Consider the following 18,796-nt stretch of genomic DNA (forward strand, 5'->3'; position numbering starts at 1 on the left):
CCGCACTCGGGGCGCGGGCCGCCCTGCGACCCCCTTGGGGACCGCACCTGCCTGCGGCTACACCGACCGCTGGTACGACCGGAACGTCCCGATCGAGAGCCACACGGCCGCCGTCGCGAGCGCGAGAAGCGCCCCGCCGCGCAGGAGCACCGCGCCCCAGTCGGGATCGGCGGACAGGGCCGAACGGCCGGCGACCATCGCCCAGTCCAACGGGTTGAAGCGGGCCACCTGCCGTATCCAGCCGGGCATCCGGTCCGGCGCCATGAACGCGCTGGAGAGGAAGGTCAGCGGCAGCAGCAGGAACGTGTTGACACCGATGATCGACTCCCGCTCCCGCACCAGCATCCCCAGCGCGTTGGACAGCGCCCCGAAGACCGTGCCCAGCAGCACCGAGGCGGCGACCAGGACCACGACGCCCACGACCCCGCCCGGGTACTCCGCACCGCCCGCCAGGCCCAGCAGCACGATGACGGCCGACTGGAGGGCGGTGACGATGCCGTTGTGGACGACATTGCCGTTCATCAGCGCGGCCCGGCTGGCCGGGGTGGTCAGAAAACGGTTGAGGGTGCCGCGCTGGATCTCCTCCAACGTGCCCATGCCCGCCCACAGGTTGGAGGCGAGCGCGCTCATCACGACCACGCCCGGCACCAGGTAGTCGAGGTAGGAGGCCGTACCGAAGCCGCCCAGCGCCACGACGTTCTTGAAGAGGCTGCCGAAGAGGAACAGCCAGATCACCGGCTGGATCAGCATGATCACCGCGTACGCGGGCTGGCGGGCGAACACCATCAGCTGGCGTTGCGTCATGTACCAGGTCTGGACGATCGCGGTGCTCATCGCGCACCCCCGGCGAGGACGAGGGCGTCGGCGGCGGTCCCGCTCTCGGCCTCGGCCTCGGCGTAACGACGGCCCGCGTAGCGCAGGTAGACGTCGTCGAGGGAGGGTCGGGCGACGGTCGCGGTGGCGACGGCCACCCCGGCCCGCTCCAGGGCACCGAGCAGCGCGGGCACCGCCGCCGCCCCGTCCTCGGCGCGGACACTGATCCGCGGCCCGTCGAACACCACCTCGTGGACGCCCGGCAGCCCGCCCAGGGAGCCCTCCAGCAGCACACGGCCGCTCTCGCCCAGCGCGGTGCGCAGCTCCACATGCACGGCGTCGCCCCGGAGTTCGCCCTTGAGGGAGTCGGGAGTGCCGGTGACGACGATCCGGCCGCGGTCGACGATGGCGACGCGCTCGGCGAGCCGGTCGGCCTCCTCCAGGTAGTGCGTGGTGAGCAGGATGGTCAGCCCCTCCTCGCCGGCCAGCCGGCCGATCTCGTCCCACATCGCGGCGCGGGCCTCCGGGTCCAGGCCGGTGGTGGGCTCGTCGAGGAAGAGCACCTCAGGCCGGTGCACCAGCCCGAGGGCGACGTCGAGCCGGCGCCGCATGCCGCCGGAGTAGCCCTTGACCGGGCGCCGGGCGGCCTCGGTGAGCGCGAAACGCTCGAGCAGCTCGTCGACGCGCCGGTCGAGGGCGGCGCCCCGCAGGCCGTAGAGCCTGCCCTGGAGGCGGAGGTTGTCGCGGCCGGTGGCGACCGGGTCGGCGCCGGAGTTCTGGGCGACCACGCCGATCGCGCGGCGCACCCGGTCCGGGTGGCGCAGCACGTCGTGACCGGCGACGGTGGCCGACCCGGAGTCGGGGCGGGCGAGGGTGGTGAGGATCTTGACGGCGGTGGACTTGCCTGCGCCGTTGGGGCCGAGCAGCCCGAAGACGGTACCGGGCTCGACGGTGATCTCGAGGCCGTTCAGGGCGGTGACGCCACCGGGGTAGGTCTTGACGAGTCGACGCGCCTCGACCGCGGGCGCGCGGGTGTTGCTCATGACGGTGCTCCTTCGTGAGCGGACTGGACCACTGATCCGCGTGAAGAGCGCCGGGCTATCCTGGGTGTGCCGCACCTCGATGGCCCGGAGCCGCCTCACGGCGGATTCCGTTCGGGGTTGGGGACCCCGGCGGAGCTGCTGCAACAGCCCTGCCGGGGTCGTTCTCAAGAGGTGAATTCCGTCGGCAGCTCCCCCGTCTCGTGAAAACGCCGCCAGTCCTCGACGCCGGGCAGTGAGCCCTTCCTGATCTCCTCGAGGAATCCGCCGACCCACTCGGCCTGCGCCTCGACCATGTGCAGCTGGTACTCGACCTCGACGAGGAAGAGCCTCGGCAGCGTCTCGTAGAGCTTCTCGAGGGCGCCCCGGCCGCCGGCCACCTGGACCTCCAGCGAGCTCAGCCGGGTCTCCAGCAGGCGCACCACCTCGTCGGGAGGCAGCGCCGCCATCAGCGAGAGCGCCGTCTCGAAGATCGGGTACTCCTTGGCGGGGATGGCGATCAGATCGGACAGCCACTCGGCCATCTCCTCGCGCCCGGCCTCGGTGAGCCCGTAGACCGTGCGCTCGGGGCGGTTGCCCTGGCGTTCCACACCGGTCACCTCGACGAAGCCGTACTTCTCGAGGTTCTGCACGACGGTGTAGAGCGAGCCGTAGTTCGTCTTCGTACTGGTGTCCTTGCCCTGGCTGCGCAGGGTCTGGGCGATCTCGTACGGATGCATCGGCTTCTGCCAGAGCGTGGTCATCACGGCGAGCGCCAACGGATTGCTGAGCTTGCGGCGTTTCCTCGCCACGACGACCACCTCGCTTCACGACGAGCAGTTCACTTCGAGCAGCCCGCTACGACTGCTCGCTTCAAACAGTTCGCTTCCGAATATCCGTAGCCGAACATATCGCGAGTCACCGCCCGCTTACAAGAGACGCGATGTAACGCGATCGAGTGAGGTTGCGAGGACGTGAGGACTTGGGCCCGCCCCGGACACGGCGGCGTGACGCGCACGAAACAGCGCGTCCCTAATTTCTGTCGCCCGACAGGAATTACGTTCCCTCTGGGCCCAAGGCAGGTTCCGCCGTGACGACAACAGCCCCTTCCGACGTACGCCCCGACCCGCCGCACTCCCCCGACGCGGGCGACGGCTCCCTCGCCGAGTTCGGCTACCGCCAGGAGCTGCACCGCAGCCTGGGCCGGTACGCCTCGTTCGCCGCCGGCTTCTCCTTCATCTCCGTGCTGACGACCGTCTTCCAGTTCTTCGCCTTCGGGTACGCCTTCGGCGGCCCGGTCTTCTTCTGGGCCTGGCCGGTCGTCCTGGTCGGTCAGTTGCTGGTCGCCGCGTGCTTCGCGGAGCTGGCGGCGCGCTACCCGATCTCGGGCGCGATCTACCAGTGGTCCTCGCGGCTGTCGACGCCGTCGTTCGGCTGGTTCGCCGGCTGGATCATGGTGATCGGGCAGATCGTCGTGGTCGCCGCGGCCGCGCTGGCGCTCCAGATGGTGCTGCCGGCGATCTGGTCGGGCTTCCAGCTGATCGGCACCGACCCGGCGCCCACCTCGCCCGACGGCGCGGCCAACGCGGCGCTGCTCGGCGTGCTCCTGCTGGCGCTCACCACCTTCGTGAACGTCATCGACAACCGCGTGATGTCCCTGATCAACCGGGTCGGCGTGACCGCCGAGATCATCGGCGCGGTACTCATCGTCGTGCTGCTGCTCACCCACTCCGAGCGCACTCCGAGCATCACCTTCCACACCGAAGGGGCCGCGCAGAACGGCCTGTTCGGGGCGCTGCTCGTCGGCTCGTTCACGGCCGCGTACGTGATGATCGGGTTCGACAGCGCGGGCGAGATGAGCGAGGAGACACACCACCCGCGGCGCACCGCGCCCCGCACGATCCTCACCGCGCTCGGCGCGGCCGGCCTGCTCGGCGGGCTGATCGTGCTGGGCGGGCTGCTCGCCGCCCCCAGCCTCACCGACGGACGGCTCGGGGTCGACGGCCTCAGCTACGTCCTCACCAGCAGCCTGGGCGACGGGGTCGGCAAGGCTCTGCTGGCGGACGTGGTGGTCGCGATCGCGGTGGCGACGCTCGCCATCCAGACGGCGGCCTGCCGGATGCTGTTCTCCATGGCCCGCGACGGGCAGCTCCCGTTCTCCGGCCGCCTCGCGCGCGTGAACCCCCGTACCGGCATGCCGAGCGCCCCGGCGCTGGTGGTCGGCATCCTCGCGGCGGCCCTGCTGCTGCTCAACTTCGCCTCACCGGACGCCTTCCTGGCCATCGGCACGACCTGCATCGTGATGCTGTACCTGGCGTACGCGATGGTCACCGGCCCGCTGCTGGTGCGCCGCCTGCGCGGACAGTTCTCCTCGGCCGGCACCGACGAGACGGGCGCCCGCCTGTTCTCCCTGGGCCGCTGGGGCGTCCCGGTGAACGCCCTCGCGCTCCTCTACGGCCTGCTGATGACGGTCAACCTGGCCTGGCCGCGCGCGGCGGTGTACGACCCGGCGGGCGGCCACTGGTACTTCCAGTGGTTCACCGTGCTGTTCCTCGGCGCGACACTCGCGGCCGGCGTGGCCTTCCGGACCTACCGCAGGCGATCACCGGCACCGGCCACCGCGGTACCGGAGACGGCGGCCGCGTAGCCCCGTCGAGCCCGGCGCGCCTGACGTCCGGCAGACGCGCAGAGCAGACGAACACGCCAGGCCGACGCGCGCGTGGGCAGCCATGCGCGCGTCGGCCCGACCGCCGCACAGACGCGCCGGGCGGGCAGGCGCGCCACAGGAGGAGCCGACCGCCGATCCAACGCGCGCCGCGCGGATGCTGCGTACGGCTCGGACGGGCTGCGCGCCAGGCCGGCCGCCGGACCCGCCCACCATGCCGACAGGCCGAGGCCGAGGAGCCGCGGGGTCCGCGCGCGTAGGCGCGTCTCGCTCAGTCGCCCTGCACGCGTGCGTGGAGATGCATGTCGTGCCAGCCGTCCTGGTGGAGGGCGGCGCTGCGCATGGTGCCCTCCAGGAGGTAACCGGCCTTGCCGGCGACCCGGCAGGAGGCCTCGTTGGCGGTGGCGTGCATCAGCTCCAGGCGGTGGAATCCGATCTCGTCGAGGGCCCAGCGGGTGAGGGCGGTCGTGGCCCGGGGTGCCACTCCCCGGCCACGGGCCGCCCTGGTCGTCCAGTACGCCACCTCGGCCACGCCCTCGGCGAGCAGGATGCCGCGCAGCGCCACCCGCCCGAGCAGTTCGCCGGTGTCCGTGTCGACGACGGCCCATTGGGCGTTCCGCTCCTCCGCCCAGCTCTCGCGCCACTCCTCGATCCAGCCGGCGACCTCCTCCTCGGAATCGGCGGCCCTGATGTGCCACTGGTGCATGGCCGGGTCCTGGAAGGCGGCGTACACGGCGGGGGCGTCCTCGGCCCGCCACGGGCGCAGGAGCAGTCCGTCGCCGCTGCGGAGCACGGGCTGCGGGGCCCCCGAGAGGGTTCCGGCGGGCAGGACGGCGTCGGCGGTGAAGGGCATGAGCCGCATCCTGCCAACGGACCACGGCCCGGCCAACGGGTTTTCCGGCCCGTAGGCTTGACCCCGATGAGACGCCGTACGCCGCCCCCGCCCTCCCCGTTGCCGCAGCGCGACGGGATCGACCCGGTGCGGGTGCGGTTGCCCGGCGAGGGCGCCTGGGCCACCGTGCGGGAGCACCTGGTGGAGCGGCTGGGCGCGCCGCGCGCCGGGGTCGTGGACGAGATGCTGGAGGCCGGGCTCGTCGTCGGCGCCGACGGACGGCCGGTGGCGCCGGACGCGGCCTACGTACCGGGGATGTTCGTCTGGTACCACCGCGAGCTGCCGCCCGAGGTGCCCGTGCCGTTCCCGCTGGAGATCGTGCACCGCGACGAGCACATCGTCGTCGTCGACAAGCCGCACTTCCTGGCCACCACCCCACGCGGCAGCCATGTCACCGAGAGCGCGCTGGCCCGGCTGCGGCGGGAGCTGGACATCCCCGCGCTCGGCGCCGCGCACCGGCTCGACCGGCTCACCGCCGGACTCGTGCTGTTCACCGTGCGCCCCGAGGAGCGCGGCGCCTACCAGTCACTGTTCCGCGACCGCCTGGTGCGCAAGGTGTACGAGGCCGTCGCGCCGTACGACCCGGAGCTCGCCCTGCCCCGGACCGTGCGCAGCCGGATCGTCAAGGAGCGCGGGATCCTGGCCGCCTACGAGGTGGCGGGAGAGCCGAACGCCGTGACCCGCGTCGAGCTCGTCGAGGCCGGTGCGCGGGGACTCGGCCGGTACCGGCTGCTGCCCGCCACCGGGCAGACCCATCAGCTGCGCGTCCACATGAACACGCTCGGCGTGCCCATCCTCGGCGATCCGCTCTACCCCGAGGTGGCCGCCCCCGTGCCGGCCGGTGACTTCCGGCGCCCGCTTCAGCTGCTGGCGCGGGAGCTGGAGTTCACCGATCCGGTCACGGGGACGGAGCACCGGCTGCGCAGCGACCGGGTGCTCGAGGCCTGGACGTCGTACGACGGCTGGGCCGCCGCTCCGTCGGCGGGCGCCGCTCAGTAGCCGCGCCACCAGGACAGGAAGCGCCGCCAGGCGTTGGGCCTGCGGAGCAACCCCGTCGGCTGCGGGGCGGGCGGCGCGGACTGCGGCGCGGACTGCGACACCGCACGCGGCGTGGGCGCCGGTGCGGTCGGCGGTTCGGCGGCGGGCGCGGGGGCGGGCGCCGGCGCGGGACGCGGCTCCGTGCTCACCGGCGGCGTGAGGCGCTGCGGCGGGATCGGGGCGTGGCTCGGCTTGTGCTTGACGTCCTGCTGGTCCTTCGGCTCGAACCGGACCGGCAGCTCCACCAGGTGTCGCGAGGCGATCGACATCGTCCACCGCAACTCGTCCTCGTCACAGTCGAGTTGCACGTCCGGCAGCCGCATCAGCAGGGCGTCGACGCCGACGTCGGCGATGGCGCGGCCGATGTCCTGGCCGGGGCACTCGTGCGGACCGCTGCCGAAGGCGAGGTGGGAGCGGTTGCCCTGCATGTGGGCGGACAGGTCGGGGCGTACCCGGGGGTCCACGTTGCCGGGCGCTGGCGCGAAGAAGAGACCGTCGCCCCGGCGGATGCGCTGACCGCCCAACTCCGTGTCCTGCTTGGCGAAGTAGCCGAAGATGGTGCTGAACGGGGGCTCGTCCCACAGGGACTGCTCGACCGCCTCCGCCACCGTCATCTGGCCGCCGTTGAGCTGGGCGAGGAACCGCGGGTCGGTGAGGACCATGCGCAGCGCGTTGGAGAGCAGGTTGACGGTGGCCTCGTAGGCCGCGAAGAGGACCAGGCGCAGATGCTCCCTGACCTCGTCGTCGGTGAGACCCGCCGGGTGGCTGATGAGGTGGCTGGTGAAGTCGTCCTCGGGCTCGGCCCGGCGGCGGGTGGTGAGCCGGGCGAGCGCCTGCACGACGTACTCGTGGCTGGCGAGTGCGGTCTCGCTGCCCTTGAGCGCGTCACGGGCGGAGTGCACCATCTTGTCGTTGTACTCGTCGGGCATGCCCAGGACGTGGCACATCACGGCCATCGGCAGGTGCTCGGCGAAGTCGCCGACCAGGTCGGCCCGGCCCTCCTCGCAGAAGCGGTTGACCAGGCGCTGGCTGGAGCGGTTGATGTAGCGGCGCACACTGCGGTCGTCGATGGTGGCCATGGCGGCGGTGACCGCGCCGCGCAGCCGCTTGTGCTCGTCGCCCTCGGCGTGGGCGCAGATGGGCTGCCAGGCCATGTGCGGCATGAGCGGGTGGTCGGGCCTGACCTTGCCGTCCAGCATCTGCGACCAGATGCGGCTGTCCTTGGTGAACTGCGACGGGGTGCGCACCATGCGCAGGTTCTCGGCGTGCCCGAGGACCATCCACATCGGCAGGTCGTCGTGGAGCAGGACCGGCGCCACCGGGCCGTGTTCCTCGCGCAGCCGCTCGTACAGTTCGTTCAGGTCCTCCGCGCCCGGGCCGTAGAGGCGGGCCAGTCCGCCGGGTCCCCGGACGTGCGCGGGGCAGCCGGGCGGCGGGTCCAGGGCGAGGTCGTGCGGACCGTTCGGGGTGGGATGTTCGGGAGTCACAGGGGGTCGCTCCGAAACTGTGCTGAATCCGGTGGTGGGGGAAGTGATGCCGTGCGGGTCAGGTGAGGCTGCGGGTCAGGGCCAAGGAGTGCAGAAAACGCATGAGGGTCATCAGGACGTCGCGGCTGGAGGCGCGGCGGCGGACGTCGCACTCCACGATCGGGATCTCGGGCGGCAGGTCGAGGGCCGCGCGCAGGTCGTCGATGGGGTAACGGGGCCCGTCGGGGAAGGTGTTGACGGCGACGACGAAGGGCACACCGCCCTCCTCGAGCCGGCCCATGACCTCGAAGCTGACCTCGATGCGGCGGGTGTCGACCAGGACGACCGCGCCGAGCGCGCCCTCGAACAGTCCGTTCCACAGGAACCAGAAGCGTTCCTGGCCGGGCGTGCCGAAGAGGTAGAGCACGACCTGCTCGGTGATGCGGATCCGGCCGAAGTCCATGGCCACGGTGGTGGCGGTCTTGGTCTCGGAGCCGTAGTTGTCGTCGACCCCGATGCCCGCCTGGGTCATGGTCTCCTCGGTGGTCAGCGGCCTGATCTCGCTGACGGAGCCGACCATGGTGGTCTTGCCGACGCCGAAGCCGCCCACGATGACGATCTTCGCCGCGGCCGTGGTGGTGTGCGGCAGATGGTCCTCGGCCCGTGGGCCGGGGATCGTGTCAGAGCCGTTGAAGTCCATGCATCACCGCTTCGAGAAGGGAACGGTCGGGGAGCTGCTGCCGGACGATGGGGGCGCGTGCCTGTACGAGTTCGGCCGCCAGCATCTCGGTGAGCAGCACCGTCACCACGCTGAACGGCAGGCCGAGGTAGGCCGAGATCTCGGCCACCGACAGCGGGGCGGCGCACATCCGCAGCACCGCCGTCTGCTCCGGAGTGGCCGACGAGGGCGGTTCGGCACGCGCCACGACTAACGTGACGAGGTCGACGGGTGCGCGCTCGCCGTCCGCGCCCGTGATGATGTAGAGCCGCTCGGGGTTCTTGCCCTCCCCCTCCGCCCCCTCCTTCGAGTCGTTCGGGAGCGGCGGGAGCGACGGGGGCGGCGGGAGCGGTTGGGGCAGGGGTTGTCGCCGGCGGCGTTGCGGAGGCGTCATACGCTCTGCCCGTTGCGCCGGGGCGGACTGGTCAGATGGGCGCCGATACGGACCACGAGGTCGCGCATCATGCCACTCATCCGACTGGCCTCGCAGCGCACGTCGGCGAGGACGGCGAGGTAGGCGTTGGCGCCCGCCGACATCATGTAGAAGTAGCCGCCGCTCAGATCGATGACGACCATGTCCATCTCGCCGGTGCTCGAGTGGATCTCCTGGCCGACCGCGGCGGCCAGGCTCTGGAGGCCCGCGCAGGCGGCGGCGACCCGGTCGGCGGCGTCGGGGTCACCGGCGTAGCGGGCGATGCGCAGTCCGTCGGCCGACAGGACCACGATCATCTCGATGCCCGGAACCCCGTCGTAGAGCTCCTTGAGCAGCCAGTCGAAGTTTTGGCGCTGCTGGATCACGTGAGGTCCCCTTCATCGTCGGCCTCGGGCTTGGCCTTGTCTTCGATCAGGTGCAGATATGCGGTGGGATTGCGGGTGAAGTCGGTGGGGTGCACGCCGGGCGGGGCCGCCTTGACCAGGCCCTCCCAGAAGGCCTCGAACGCCAGGCCGGGCTCCCGCTTCTTCTGGGGCTCCGGCTCGGGCTCCGGCCGGCGCTGTGCGAACGGGTCGGGCTTGCCGAGGCGCTCGGCCTCCTGGGCGGCGTACGCCTCGGCGTAGCGCTGGGTGATCGGGATCGTGGTCTTGCTGCGGCGCTGCGGCAGACCCTGATCGGTCCACTCGGTGACCTCGGGCACCTCGTCGTCGGTCAGGGAGACTCCGGCCGGGATACGCGCGTTGGTGGGGCGGCGCTTCTTGGGCGGACGCTTGGGGCCCTCGCCGATCTGGCTCAGGTCGATCTGCGGTACGGCGGTGGCCCCGATGCCGTGCGCGAATCCGGGGGCGGGGTCGGAGGTCTGCATCTCGCTCGGCACGATGAGCACGGCCCGGACGCCGCCGTAGGCCGAGGTGCGCAGCGAGACCTGGAGGTTGAACGACGTGCACAGACGGCCGACGACCGCGAGGCCCAGGCGCGGGGTGCCGCCGACGTCCTGGATGTCGACGCCCGCCTTGGCCTGCTCCAGCATGCGTTCGGCCTTGGCGCGGGCCTCTTCGCTGAGGCTGACGCCGGCGTCCTCGATCTCGATGGCGATGCCGGTCTGCACCTCGACGGCGTTGACGTGCACCTTGCTCTGCGGGGGCGAGTAGCGGGTGGCGTTGTCGAGGAGTTCCGCGAGCGCGTGGATGAGCGGCTCCACGGAGAGGCCGCGGATGTTCACCTTGGCGATGGAGTCCAGCTGGATGCGGCGGTACTCCAGGATCCGGGACATGGCGCCGCGCAGCACGCTGTACAGCGGGACCGGCTGGGGCCAGTTGCGGCCGGGCCGGCCGCCGCCGAGCACGCCGATGGAGTCGGCGAGGCGGCCGATCAGCGAAGTGCCGTGGTCGATGCGCAGCAGGTCGTCGAAGACCTCGGGGTTACGGCCGTGGTCCTCCTCCATCTCCCGCAGTTCCGCGGACTGCTGGTGGACGATGGCCTGCACCCGGCGGGCGATGCTGACGAAGGAGCGCTGGGCCGAGTCGCGCAGGGACTCCTCGTGGTCGACGATGTCGAGGATCTTCCTGATCACGGCGCGCTGCGCGTCGTCGAGTTCACGGAAGTCGGGATCACCCTCGCTGAAGTCGCGCATCACCTCCCTGGGGGAATTTCCGGCCCGCAGCCACTCCACGGCGTTGGGCACGAACTCCTCGGCGAGGCGGCGGTTCTCCTCCGCGTGGCCTGCCACCCGCCGTTCCAGGTACGCGACGCGCTGGTCCCGCTCCGCGCGCAGCTCCCGCAGGCGCCGCCCGCGGCGCACCGACTCGGCTCCCGCCGCGATCACCAGGACGGTGGCGAGGGCTCCGCAGACGCCGACGGCGAGCCGGGCCTGCGTCGCCACCAGGGCGACGGCGGCTCCGGTCGCCGCGGCCATCAGTATCGCCGGCAGCAACAGCACGCGCGCGTAGGGAAGTTCTCGGCGACCGGGTGGGGACTGAACACTCACCATGTGGGCACCCTCTGTAGGGATCTGTCGGCATCTTCGGGAAGTTTGGGAACAAGCGCACGAATACGCCTCAACTCGGTGCGCCGCGGGCGAGCTTAGTCCGACCGGATCATCGCCGTGTCATATTCCGCAACCGCCTGAAACCACTTCCGTACGTGGAGTAACCTCAGCCCATTTGCACGCACGGTATTCGTTCGAACACCTTGCGTAACGCGGGACAGGCGTGCGGAACAGTTCACCGGGACGGATGAGACGAGCACCCGCGAGTGGCTCGGGCGGTGTTCAGTTCCCCGCGATACGCAGCGCCGCGTCGGCGGTGGCGCGGGCGAACTCCGAGACCGAGCGGTCGGGATCCGAGCGGTGCACGAGGATGACACCCTCGATGAGACCGAAGACCAGGTCGGTGCGGAGATCCAGCGCGCTCTTCGCGAGCGCGCCGCCCGCCGTCGTGGCGGCGATCAACTGGCGGTAGGCGTCCTTGAGTTCGGCGCGCACGGCATGGAAGCCGGCGAACCGCTCGGTGCGCACCTCGGGCAGCAGGTAGAGGCCGCCGAGGTTGTGCGAGCCGCCGCACAGCAGCTCGACGTCGGTCCGGCACAGCTCCCACAGCCGGTCCTTGGCCGTCCGGCCGTCGTCCGCGAGCAGCTCACGGGCGCAGGTCAGCGAGGGCGTGACCGTCGACTCCAGCAGCGCGGCGAGCAACTCCTCCTTGCCGGAGACGTAGTGGTACATGGAGGCCTGCCGCATTCCCGCGCGTTCGGCGACGGCCCGGGTGGTGGTGGCGGCATAGCCGCGGGTGGTGAACAACTCCGCGGCGGCCACGAGCAGTTCGGCGCGCGGTGTGAGCCCGCTGTCCGGGCGCTGCGCGGCGCGCGGGCGGCCCACTCGACGTCCGCTGCTCGTCCCCATGCCTTCGATCCTCGCACACGGCCCCGGCCGGCGATCTTCGGACGACCCGGTGAGGAGTCGGTAACCGCCCCGCAACCGGAGGGCAACGGCGGCGACCCGCTCCGGACCTAATTTCTGTCGGGCGACAGAAATACCGCGACAGCGACGGAACCGAGCTGCGGAGGTCCGCAATGGCGGCGACAGCGACCACATACGGAGCACGCGCCCACGCCCGGGCGCAGGAGGGCGCCCGCGCCGAGGCCATGCCGGTCGTCCCGGCCCGGGACTGGCAGGACCCGCCCTGCGAGGCGGGCCATCTGGTGTGGGCCGAGACGGTCGCGGGCGGCAACTACACCCACCGGGTCCTCGCGCGCGGCACCGAGCTGCGCCTGACCGACCTGCACGGCGACGCCTGCGCCCATCTGCTCCTCCACGTGGACGGCCGGCCCTGGGAGCGGCTGAACGTCGCCGACACGGTCAAGGTCCAGTGGAACGCCTACCTCGGCGAGGGCGTGCTGCTCCTCTCCGACCAGGGCCGCGTCCTCGCCTCGGTCGTCGCCGACACCGCCGGCCGGCACGACGCCCTGTGCGGCACCTCCACCCTCGTGCGCAACACCGAGCGCTACGGCGACGGCAGCCCGCAGTCCGCCTCCCCGGCCGGCCGGGAGCTGTTCAAGCTGGCCGCCGCGAAGAACGGCCTGGAGCCCCGCGACCTGCCGCCCTCGCTCTCCTTCTTCCAGGGGGTGCAGGTCCGCGACGACGGCACGCTCGACTTCACCGGCTCGGCGGGCCCGGGCGGCAGCGTCACCCTGCGCGCCGAGCAGGACGTGACGGTCCTGATCGCCAACGTGCCGCACCCGGCCGACCCCCGGCCGGGGTACGTCAGCACCCCGCTGGAGGTCCTCGCCTGGCGGGCGGCTGCCACCCACCCCGGCGACCCGCTGTGGGACGCCACTCCCGAAGGCCGCCGCGCCTTCCTCAACACCGCCGAATTCCTGACCGCGAGGGGGCTCGCATGAGCACGAAGACAGTGGTGGCGGCCCGCGCCTCCTGGTCGTCGGTCGTCCGCGAGGGCGAGACGCTGACCATCACCGACCTGCACGGCAACCAGGCCGTCGACTTCCTCGTGTACGACGCCCACGACACGTCCGTGCGCTACAGCGCGCCCGACACGATCCACGCCCAGGGCGGCATCTTCCTCACCGCGGGCAGCGTGCTGATGTCCAACGAGCACACTCCGCTGATGACGGTGACCGCCGACGGCGTGGGCCGCCACGACACGGTCGGCGGCGCCTGCTCCAAGGAGTCCAACACCCTGCGCTACGGCCACCACACCTACGCCCAGCACGCGTGTGTGGACAACTTCCTCGCCGAGGGCGCCCGGCACGGCCTCGGCAAGCGGGACCTGGTCTCCAACATCAACTGGTACATGAACGTGCCCGTCGAGAAGGACGGCACCCTCGGCATCGTCGACGGTCTCTCCGCGCCGGGCCTCTCGCTCACGCTGCGCGCCGAACGGGACGTCCTCGTACTGGTCTCCAACTGCCCCCAGATCAACAACCCCTGCAACGGCTTCGAGCCGACGGCGGTGCAGATGACCATCGACGAGGCGGGCACCGCATGACCTTCGACACGCTGCTGGTCGCCAACCGGGGCGAGATCGCCGTCCGCGTCATCCGTACGGCCCGCGAACTCGGCCTGCGGACGGTGGCGGTGTACTCCGACGCCGACCGCTCGGCCGCCCACGTCCGGCTCGCCGACCAGGCCGTACGGCTCGGCCCGGCACCCGCGAAGGAGTCGTACCTCGACGCCGACCTGGTCCTGGCCGCGGCCAAGGACACCGGCGCGGGCGCGATCCACCCGGGCTACGGCTTCCTCTCCGAGGACGCGGCCTTCGCACGCCGCTGCGCCGACGCCGGGATCGTGTTCGTGGGCCCGACGCCGGAGCAGCTGGAGCTGTTCGGCGCCAAGCACACCGCGCGGGCGGCGGCCCAGGCGGCGGGAGTTCCGCTCGCCCCCGGAACCGGGCTGCTGGCGGACCTGCCCGATGCGCTGGAGCAGGCCCGGCTCGTCGGCTATCCGGTCATGCTCAAGGCCACCGGCGGCGGCGGCGGGATCGGCATGTCGGCCTGTCGCTCGGCCGCCGAACTGACCGACGCCTGGGAGCGCGTCCAGCGTGTCGCCGCCGCGTCCTTCTCCTCGGCCGGCGTCTTCCTGGAACGGCTCGTGGAGCACGCCCGCCATGTCGAGGTGCAGGTCTTCGGCGACGGCGCGGGAGAGGTCGTCGTACTCGGCGACCGGGACTGCTCCCTCCAGCGCCGCAACCAGAAGGTCGTGGAAGAGGCTCCGGCCCCCGGCCTTCCCCCGCGCGTTCGCGAGCAACTCGCCTCGAACGCACGTGACTTGTGTGCTTCGGTCGGCTATCGGTCCGCCGGCACCGTCGAGTTCGTCTATGACGCGGCCCGCGAGGAGGCCTACTTCCTGGAGGTCAACACCCGCCTCCAGGTGGAACACCCCGTCACCGAGGAGATACACGGCGTCGACCTGGTCGCCTGGATGCTGCGCCTGGCACGGGGTGAGCAGGACGTCGTACGCGACCCGGGCCCGCCCCGCGGCCACGCCGTCGAGGCACGCCTCTACGCGGAGGATCCCAGCCGCGACCACCGGCCCAGCGCCGGCCTGTTGACCCGGGTCGAGTTCCCGCAGGGCGTGCGTGTCGACGGCTGGGTGGAGACGGGCACCGAGGTGACGACGTCGTACGACCCGATGCTCGCGAAGGTGATCGCGTACGGCTCGGACCGTGATCACGCGCTGCGACGCCTGGACGAGGCGCTGGCCCGGACCCGCGTCGACGGCATCGAGACGAACCTCGGGCTGGTCCGGGCGGCGCTGGCGGACTCCCGGTTCGTGACGGCGGCCCACTCGACGGCGACCCTCGCCACCGTCACCGACCCGAACCCCCGCGTCGAGGTCGTCTCCGGCGGCACCCTCACCACCGTGCAGGACTGGCCCGGCCGAACCGGCCACTGGCAGGTCGGGGTCCCGCCGTCCGGCCCGATGGACGACCGCTCGTTCCGCCTCGGCAACCGGGCGCTCGGCAACCCCGAGGGCGCCCCGGGCCTGGAGTGCACCCTCCAGGGCCCGGCCCTGCGCTTCACCCACGCCACCACGGTGTGTGTGACGGGCGCGCCGGCCCCGGTCACCGTGGACGGCACGGCGGTGGCGCGGTGGGAGCCGGTGACCGTACCGGCCGGGGCCCTGCTGGAGATCGGCGCGCCCGGCGAGCACGGACTGCGGACGTACGTCCTGTTCGCGGGCGGCCTGGACGTCCCCACCTTCCTGGGCAGCGCGAGCACGTTCACGCTGGGCCGCTTCGGCGGCCACGGCGGGCGGGCGCTGCGCACGGGTGACGTCCTGCACGGCGGGACGGTGGTCGAAGGCACCGCCGTGCCCGTCCCGGACCGCCCGGAGTTCACCCCGGTCTGGCACCTCGGCGCGGTCGAAGGCCCGCACGCGGCACCGGAGTTCTTCACCGAGGACGACATCCGCGACTTCTACGCCGCCGACTGGAAGGTCCACTTCAACTCGGCCCGCACCGGTGTGCGCCTGGTCGGGCCCAAGCCGCGCTGGGCACGCACCGACGGCGGCGAGGCGGGGCTGCACCCGTCCAACATCCACGACACCCCCTACTCCGTCGGCGCCGTCGACTACACGGGCGACATGCCGGTGCTGCTCGGCCCGGACGGCCCGTCCCTCGGCGGGTTCGTGTGCCCGGCGACGGTGCTCAGCTCCGAGCGCTGGAAGCTGGGCCAGCTGCGCCCGGGCGACACGGTCCGCTTCACGCCGGTGGCCGGGGACGGCGCGCCGCGCCCCGTGATCGTCGACGGAGGCGTGCTGGCCCGGGACGGCGACGTGACCTACCGGCGCAGCGGCGACGACAACCTGCTGGTCGAGTTCGGACCGCTCCAACTGGACCTGGCGCTGCGCATGCGGGTCCACGCGCTGATGGAGGCGGTGGCCGAGGCGGACCTGGCCGGCGTCACCGATCTCACCCCGGGCATCCGTTCCCTGCAGATCCGGACGGACCCCGGCCGCCTCCCCCAGCGTGAACTCCTCGCGGTGGTGCGGAAGATGACGGCCGCCCTCCCGCCGTCGGACGAACTGGTCGTCCCCTCCCGGACCGTGCACCTCCCCCTGTCCTGGGACGACCCCGCGACCCGCGAGGCCATCGCCCGCTACATGGCGGGCGTCCGCGACGACGCCCCCTGGTGCCCCTGGAACATCGAGTTCATCCGCCGGGTCAACGGCCTGGACGCGGTGGCGGACGTCTACGACACGGTGTTCGCCGCGGAGTACCTGGTCCTGGGCCTCGGAGACGTCTACCTGGGCGCCCCGGTCGCCACCCCGCTCGACCCGCGCCACCGTCTGGTGACGACGAAGTACAACCCCGCGCGCACCTGGACGGCCGAGAACTCGGTGGGCATCGGCGGCGCGTACCTCTGCGTCTACGGCATGGAGGGGCCCGGCGGCTACCAGTTCGTGGGCCGGACGACCCAGGTGTGGTCGCCCTGGCAGCAGCGCGGCGCGTTCGAACCGGGCTCGCCCTGGCTGCTGCGTTTCTTCGACCGGATCCGCTGGTATCCCGTCGACGCGGACGAACTCCTCGAACTGCGGGCCGACATCATCTCGGGTCGCTTCGTGCCGCGCGTCGAGGAGGGCACGTTCTCGCTCGCCGAGTACCAGGCCTTCCTCGCCGAGAACGCCGACCCCATAGCGGAGTTCAGGTCCCGCCAGCAGACCGCGTTCGCGGCGGAGCGGGACGCCTGGGAGGCGGCCGGCGAGTTCGCGCGGGCTGCGGCCGCCGAGGCGCCGGCCGCTCCCCCGGCCGAGGTGGCGGTGCCGCCGGGCGGCCGCCTGGTCGAGGCCGAGTTCGCCGCCTCCGTATGGCAGCTGAACGTGTCGCCGGGCGACGAGGTGGCGGCGGGGCAGCCGCTGCTCGCCCTGGAGGCGATGAAGATGGAGTCCAGGGTGCACGCGCCGGTCGACGGCGTGGTGGCACAGGTCCTGGCCCGCCCGGGCGACCAGGTCGAGGCGGGGACGGCACTGCTCGTCCTGGCCCCGCTCGCGAGCTGACCGGCCGATCGGCCCGACACCATGCAAGGAGCACGCATGTCCACGACTGTGTCCCGCGTCCGCGCCGCCTACGCCCGCATCGAGGCCACGGACCGCCCGGAGATCTGGATCGACCTGCGGCCGCGGGCGGACGTCGAGGCGGAGGCCCGCACGCTCGACGAACGGCTGGCGCGCGGTGAGCGTCTCCCGCTCGCCGGCCGGCTGCTCGCCGTCAAGGGAAACATCGACGTGGCGGGACTGCCCACCACCGCGGGCTGCCCGGCCTACGCCTACCGGCCCGCCGACGACGCCCCGGTCGTCGCCCGGCTCCGCGCGGCCGGCGCGCTGGTGCTGGGCACCACCAACCTCGACCAGTTCGCGACCGGCCTGGTCGGAACCCGCTCCCCGCACGGCGCGGTGCGGGGCGCCGTCGACCCGTCGCGGGTGAGCGGCGGCTCCAGCTCCGGTTCGGCCGTCGCGGTGGCCCTCGGCATCGCCGACCTCGCCCTGGGCACGGACACGGCGGGTTCGGGGCGGGTCCCGGCCGCCTTCAACGGCATCGTCGGCCTCAAGCCCACCCGCGGACTGGTCCCCACCGAGGGCGTCGTCCCGGCCTGCGCCTCGATCGACTGTGTGACGGTCTTCGCCCGCACGCTCCCCGAGGCGGAACGGGCCCTGGCCCACATGGCGTCGCCGTCCGGCCGCGCCCTCCCCTCGCTCCCCGCCCGCGACCCCGGGCCCTGGCGGATCGCGGTCCCGCCCCTCGACCAGCTGGGCGAGCTGGACCAGGGCTGGGCGGCGGCCTACGAGGCAGCGGTACGGCGACTCACGGCAGCCGGGGCCGAGATCCGCAGCATCGACCTCACCCCGTTCACCGAGGCCGCCGCGATGCTCTACGAGGGCGCGTTCGTCGCCGAGCGCTACACCGCCGTGGGTGCGTTCGTCGACAAGTTGACCGCGGAGGGCGGCGAGGGTCTGGACCCGACGGTCGCGGGCATCATCACCCGGGCCCGGGACATCCCGGCCCACCGGCTCTACACGGACACCGAGCGTCTGACGGCCCTGCGCACCCGTGCCCTGGCCGAACTGGCCGACTCGGATGCCCTGTTGCTGCCCACCGCCCCCGGCCACCCCACCCTCGCCGAGGTCGCCGCCGACCCGCTGGGCGCCAACGCCCGCCTGGGCCGCTTCACCAACTCCACCAACCTCTTCGACCTGGCGGCGGCGGCCGTCCCGGCCGGCGAGGTGAACGGGCTGCCCTTCGGCGTGATGCTGGTCGGCCCGGCCTTCACGGACGACCGACTGGCCCGGATCGCGGACCTGCTGCGCCCCGAGGTGTACGTGGCGGTGGCGGGCGCCCATCTGACCGGCCAGCCCCTCAACCCCCAGTTGCTTTCCCTGGGCGCGGTGCTGGACCGTACGACCACGACGTCCCCCGTCTACCACCTGCACGCCCTGCGCACGGCCCCGCCCAAGCCGGGTCTCGTGCACGTGGGCGAGGGCGGCGCCGCGATCGAGGTGGAGATCTGGCGCCTCCCGGCGGAGGGTCTCGGCAACCTGCTCGCCGCGCTCCCCCGCCCGATGACCCTGGGCAGCGTCGAACTCACCGACGGCACCCGGGTCCCCGGTTTCCTGTGCGAACCGGGCGCCCTCGGCGACGCGGCGGACATCACGGCGTACGGGGGCTGGCGGGCCTATCTCGACCGGGGCTGAGATGGGCCGGCGAGAAGCGCGGGGCCGCATCGCTGTGCGGCCCCGCCACGCG

General features: G+C 72.5%; 16 protein-coding genes. 6 read left to right on the forward strand and 10 right to left on the reverse strand.

Going from position 1 to position 18,796, the window contains the following annotated elements; genetic code table 11:
* Positions 1 to 57 precede the first annotated feature (57 nt).
* The 3 genes from OG736_RS09885 to OG736_RS09895 all read right to left on the reverse strand — a co-directional run bounded on the left by OG736_RS09885 (position 58) and on the right by OG736_RS09895 (position 2,644).
* Positions 58 to 834: an ABC transporter permease gene (locus OG736_RS09885; RefSeq protein ID WP_327182102.1), complete on the reverse strand. Its 777-nt coding sequence runs from the start codon at positions 832 to 834 to the stop codon at positions 58 to 60.
* Positions 831 to 1,856 carry an ATP-binding cassette domain-containing protein gene (locus tag OG736_RS09890; protein ID WP_327182103.1) on the reverse strand — a complete coding sequence of 342 codons (1,026 nt, stop codon included), beginning with the start codon at positions 1,854 to 1,856 and terminating at the stop codon, positions 831 to 833. The genes OG736_RS09885 and OG736_RS09890 overlap by 4 nt, the downstream gene beginning before the upstream one ends.
* Positions 1,857 to 2,020: 164 nt before the next feature.
* Positions 2,021 to 2,644 (reverse strand): PadR family transcriptional regulator, encoded by a 624-nt coding sequence (locus OG736_RS09895; RefSeq protein ID WP_327182104.1) that lies wholly within the window; start codon positions 2,642 to 2,644, stop codon positions 2,021 to 2,023.
* A gap of 278 nt (positions 2,645 to 2,922) precedes the next feature.
* Between OG736_RS09895 and OG736_RS09900 the strand changes: the two genes are divergently transcribed.
* Entirely contained in the window at positions 2,923 to 4,479 is a 1,557-nt protein-coding gene (locus OG736_RS09900) for an amino acid permease (protein WP_327182105.1), read from the forward strand.
* Positions 4,480 to 4,768: 289 nt separating this feature from the next.
* Here OG736_RS09900 and OG736_RS09905 read toward each other — a convergent pair whose 3' ends face one another.
* Complete coding sequence (locus tag OG736_RS09905; RefSeq protein WP_327182106.1) at positions 4,769 to 5,350, reverse strand: GNAT family N-acetyltransferase; 582 nt, start codon at positions 5,348 to 5,350, stop codon at positions 4,769 to 4,771.
* 66 nt (positions 5,351 to 5,416) lie between these two features.
* Between OG736_RS09905 and OG736_RS09910 the strand changes: the two genes are divergently transcribed.
* Positions 5,417 to 6,388 carry an RluA family pseudouridine synthase gene (locus tag OG736_RS09910; RefSeq protein ID WP_327182107.1) on the forward strand — a complete coding sequence of 324 codons (972 nt, stop codon included), beginning with the start codon at positions 5,417 to 5,419 and terminating at the stop codon, positions 6,386 to 6,388.
* Here OG736_RS09910 and OG736_RS09915 read toward each other — a convergent pair.
* The 6 genes from OG736_RS09915 to OG736_RS09940 form a co-directional block, all read right to left on the reverse strand.
* Entirely contained in the window at positions 6,382 to 7,914 is a 1,533-nt protein-coding gene (locus OG736_RS09915) for a cytochrome P450 (RefSeq protein WP_327182108.1), read from the reverse strand. The genes OG736_RS09910 and OG736_RS09915 overlap by 7 nt on opposite strands.
* Before the next feature lie 58 nt (positions 7,915 to 7,972).
* Positions 7,973 to 8,593, reverse strand: coding sequence for a GTP-binding protein (locus OG736_RS09920; protein WP_054239411.1), 621 nt, complete (start codon positions 8,591 to 8,593; stop codon positions 7,973 to 7,975).
* Positions 8,574 to 9,005, reverse strand: coding sequence for a DUF742 domain-containing protein (locus OG736_RS09925; protein WP_327182109.1), 432 nt, complete (start codon positions 9,003 to 9,005; stop codon positions 8,574 to 8,576). Before OG736_RS09925 ends, OG736_RS09920 begins: the two co-directional genes overlap by 20 nt.
* Positions 9,002 to 9,409 (reverse strand): roadblock/LC7 domain-containing protein, encoded by a 408-nt coding sequence (locus tag OG736_RS09930; RefSeq protein ID WP_062646899.1) that lies wholly within the window; start codon positions 9,407 to 9,409, stop codon positions 9,002 to 9,004. Before OG736_RS09930 ends, OG736_RS09925 begins: the two co-directional genes overlap by 4 nt.
* Positions 9,406 to 11,034 (reverse strand): sensor histidine kinase, encoded by a 1,629-nt coding sequence (locus OG736_RS09935; protein WP_327182110.1) that lies wholly within the window; start codon positions 11,032 to 11,034, stop codon positions 9,406 to 9,408. The genes OG736_RS09930 and OG736_RS09935 overlap by 4 nt, the downstream gene beginning before the upstream one ends.
* Positions 11,035 to 11,313: 279 nt before the next feature.
* Positions 11,314 to 11,940 carry a TetR/AcrR family transcriptional regulator gene (locus tag OG736_RS09940; protein WP_327182111.1) on the reverse strand — a complete coding sequence of 209 codons (627 nt, stop codon included), beginning with the start codon at positions 11,938 to 11,940 and terminating at the stop codon, positions 11,314 to 11,316.
* A gap of 170 nt (positions 11,941 to 12,110) precedes the next feature.
* Here OG736_RS09940 and OG736_RS09945 point away from each other — a divergent pair, with 170 nt between their 5' ends.
* The 4 genes from OG736_RS09945 to atzF are packed head-to-tail and all read left to right on the forward strand — an operon-like array spanning position 12,111 to position 18,744.
* Positions 12,111 to 12,938, forward strand: coding sequence for an urea amidolyase associated protein UAAP1 (locus OG736_RS09945; protein ID WP_327182112.1), 828 nt, complete (start codon positions 12,111 to 12,113; stop codon positions 12,936 to 12,938).
* Positions 12,935 to 13,543 carry an urea amidolyase associated protein UAAP2 gene (locus OG736_RS09950; RefSeq protein ID WP_327182113.1) on the forward strand — a complete coding sequence of 203 codons (609 nt, stop codon included), beginning with the start codon at positions 12,935 to 12,937 and terminating at the stop codon, positions 13,541 to 13,543. The genes OG736_RS09945 and OG736_RS09950 overlap by 4 nt, the downstream gene beginning before the upstream one ends.
* The gene (locus OG736_RS09955) at positions 13,540 to 17,052 is read left to right on the forward strand and encodes a 5-oxoprolinase/urea amidolyase family protein (protein WP_327182114.1); all 3,513 of its coding nucleotides are present in this window, start codon (positions 13,540 to 13,542) and stop codon (positions 17,050 to 17,052) included. The genes OG736_RS09950 and OG736_RS09955 overlap by 4 nt, the downstream gene beginning before the upstream one ends.
* Before the next feature lie 36 nt (positions 17,053 to 17,088).
* Complete coding sequence (gene atzF, locus OG736_RS09960; RefSeq protein WP_327182115.1) at positions 17,089 to 18,744, forward strand: allophanate hydrolase; 1,656 nt, start codon at positions 17,089 to 17,091, stop codon at positions 18,742 to 18,744.
* The last annotated feature ends 52 nt before the right edge of the window (positions 18,745 to 18,796 follow it).

The sequence above is a fragment of the Streptomyces sp. NBC_01334 genome, from assembly GCF_035983595.1.
Lineage (GTDB): Bacteria > Actinomycetota > Actinomycetes > Streptomycetales > Streptomycetaceae > Streptomyces > Streptomyces coriariae.

Excerpts from the sequence above, each read along its gene's own strand:
- OG736_RS09925 (WP_327182109.1), bottom strand. The coding sequence starts at position 9,005 with ATGACGCCTCCGCAACGCCGCCGGCGACAACCCCTGCCCCAACCGCTC.
- OG736_RS09910 (WP_327182107.1), top strand. The coding sequence starts at position 5,417 with ATGAGACGCCGTACGCCGCCCCCGCCCTCCCCGTTGCCGCAGCGCGAC.
- OG736_RS09945 (WP_327182112.1), top strand. The coding sequence starts at position 12,111 with ATGGCGGCGACAGCGACCACATACGGAGCACGCGCCCACGCCCGGGCG.
- atzF (WP_327182115.1), top strand. The coding sequence starts at position 17,089 with ATGTCCACGACTGTGTCCCGCGTCCGCGCCGCCTACGCCCGCATCGAG.
- OG736_RS09950 (WP_327182113.1), top strand. The coding sequence starts at position 12,935 with ATGAGCACGAAGACAGTGGTGGCGGCCCGCGCCTCCTGGTCGTCGGTC.
- OG736_RS09935 (WP_327182110.1), bottom strand. The coding sequence starts at position 11,034 with ATGGTGAGTGTTCAGTCCCCACCCGGTCGCCGAGAACTTCCCTACGCG.
- OG736_RS09885 (WP_327182102.1), bottom strand. The coding sequence starts at position 834 with ATGAGCACCGCGATCGTCCAGACCTGGTACATGACGCAACGCCAGCTG.
- OG736_RS09955 (WP_327182114.1), top strand. The coding sequence starts at position 13,540 with ATGACCTTCGACACGCTGCTGGTCGCCAACCGGGGCGAGATCGCCGTC.
- OG736_RS09920 (WP_054239411.1), bottom strand. The coding sequence starts at position 8,593 with ATGGACTTCAACGGCTCTGACACGATCCCCGGCCCACGGGCCGAGGAC.
- OG736_RS09890 (WP_327182103.1), bottom strand. The coding sequence starts at position 1,856 with ATGAGCAACACCCGCGCGCCCGCGGTCGAGGCGCGTCGACTCGTCAAG.
- OG736_RS09905 (WP_327182106.1), bottom strand. The coding sequence starts at position 5,350 with ATGCCCTTCACCGCCGACGCCGTCCTGCCCGCCGGAACCCTCTCGGGG.
- OG736_RS09940 (WP_327182111.1), bottom strand. The coding sequence starts at position 11,940 with ATGGGGACGAGCAGCGGACGTCGAGTGGGCCGCCCGCGCGCCGCGCAG.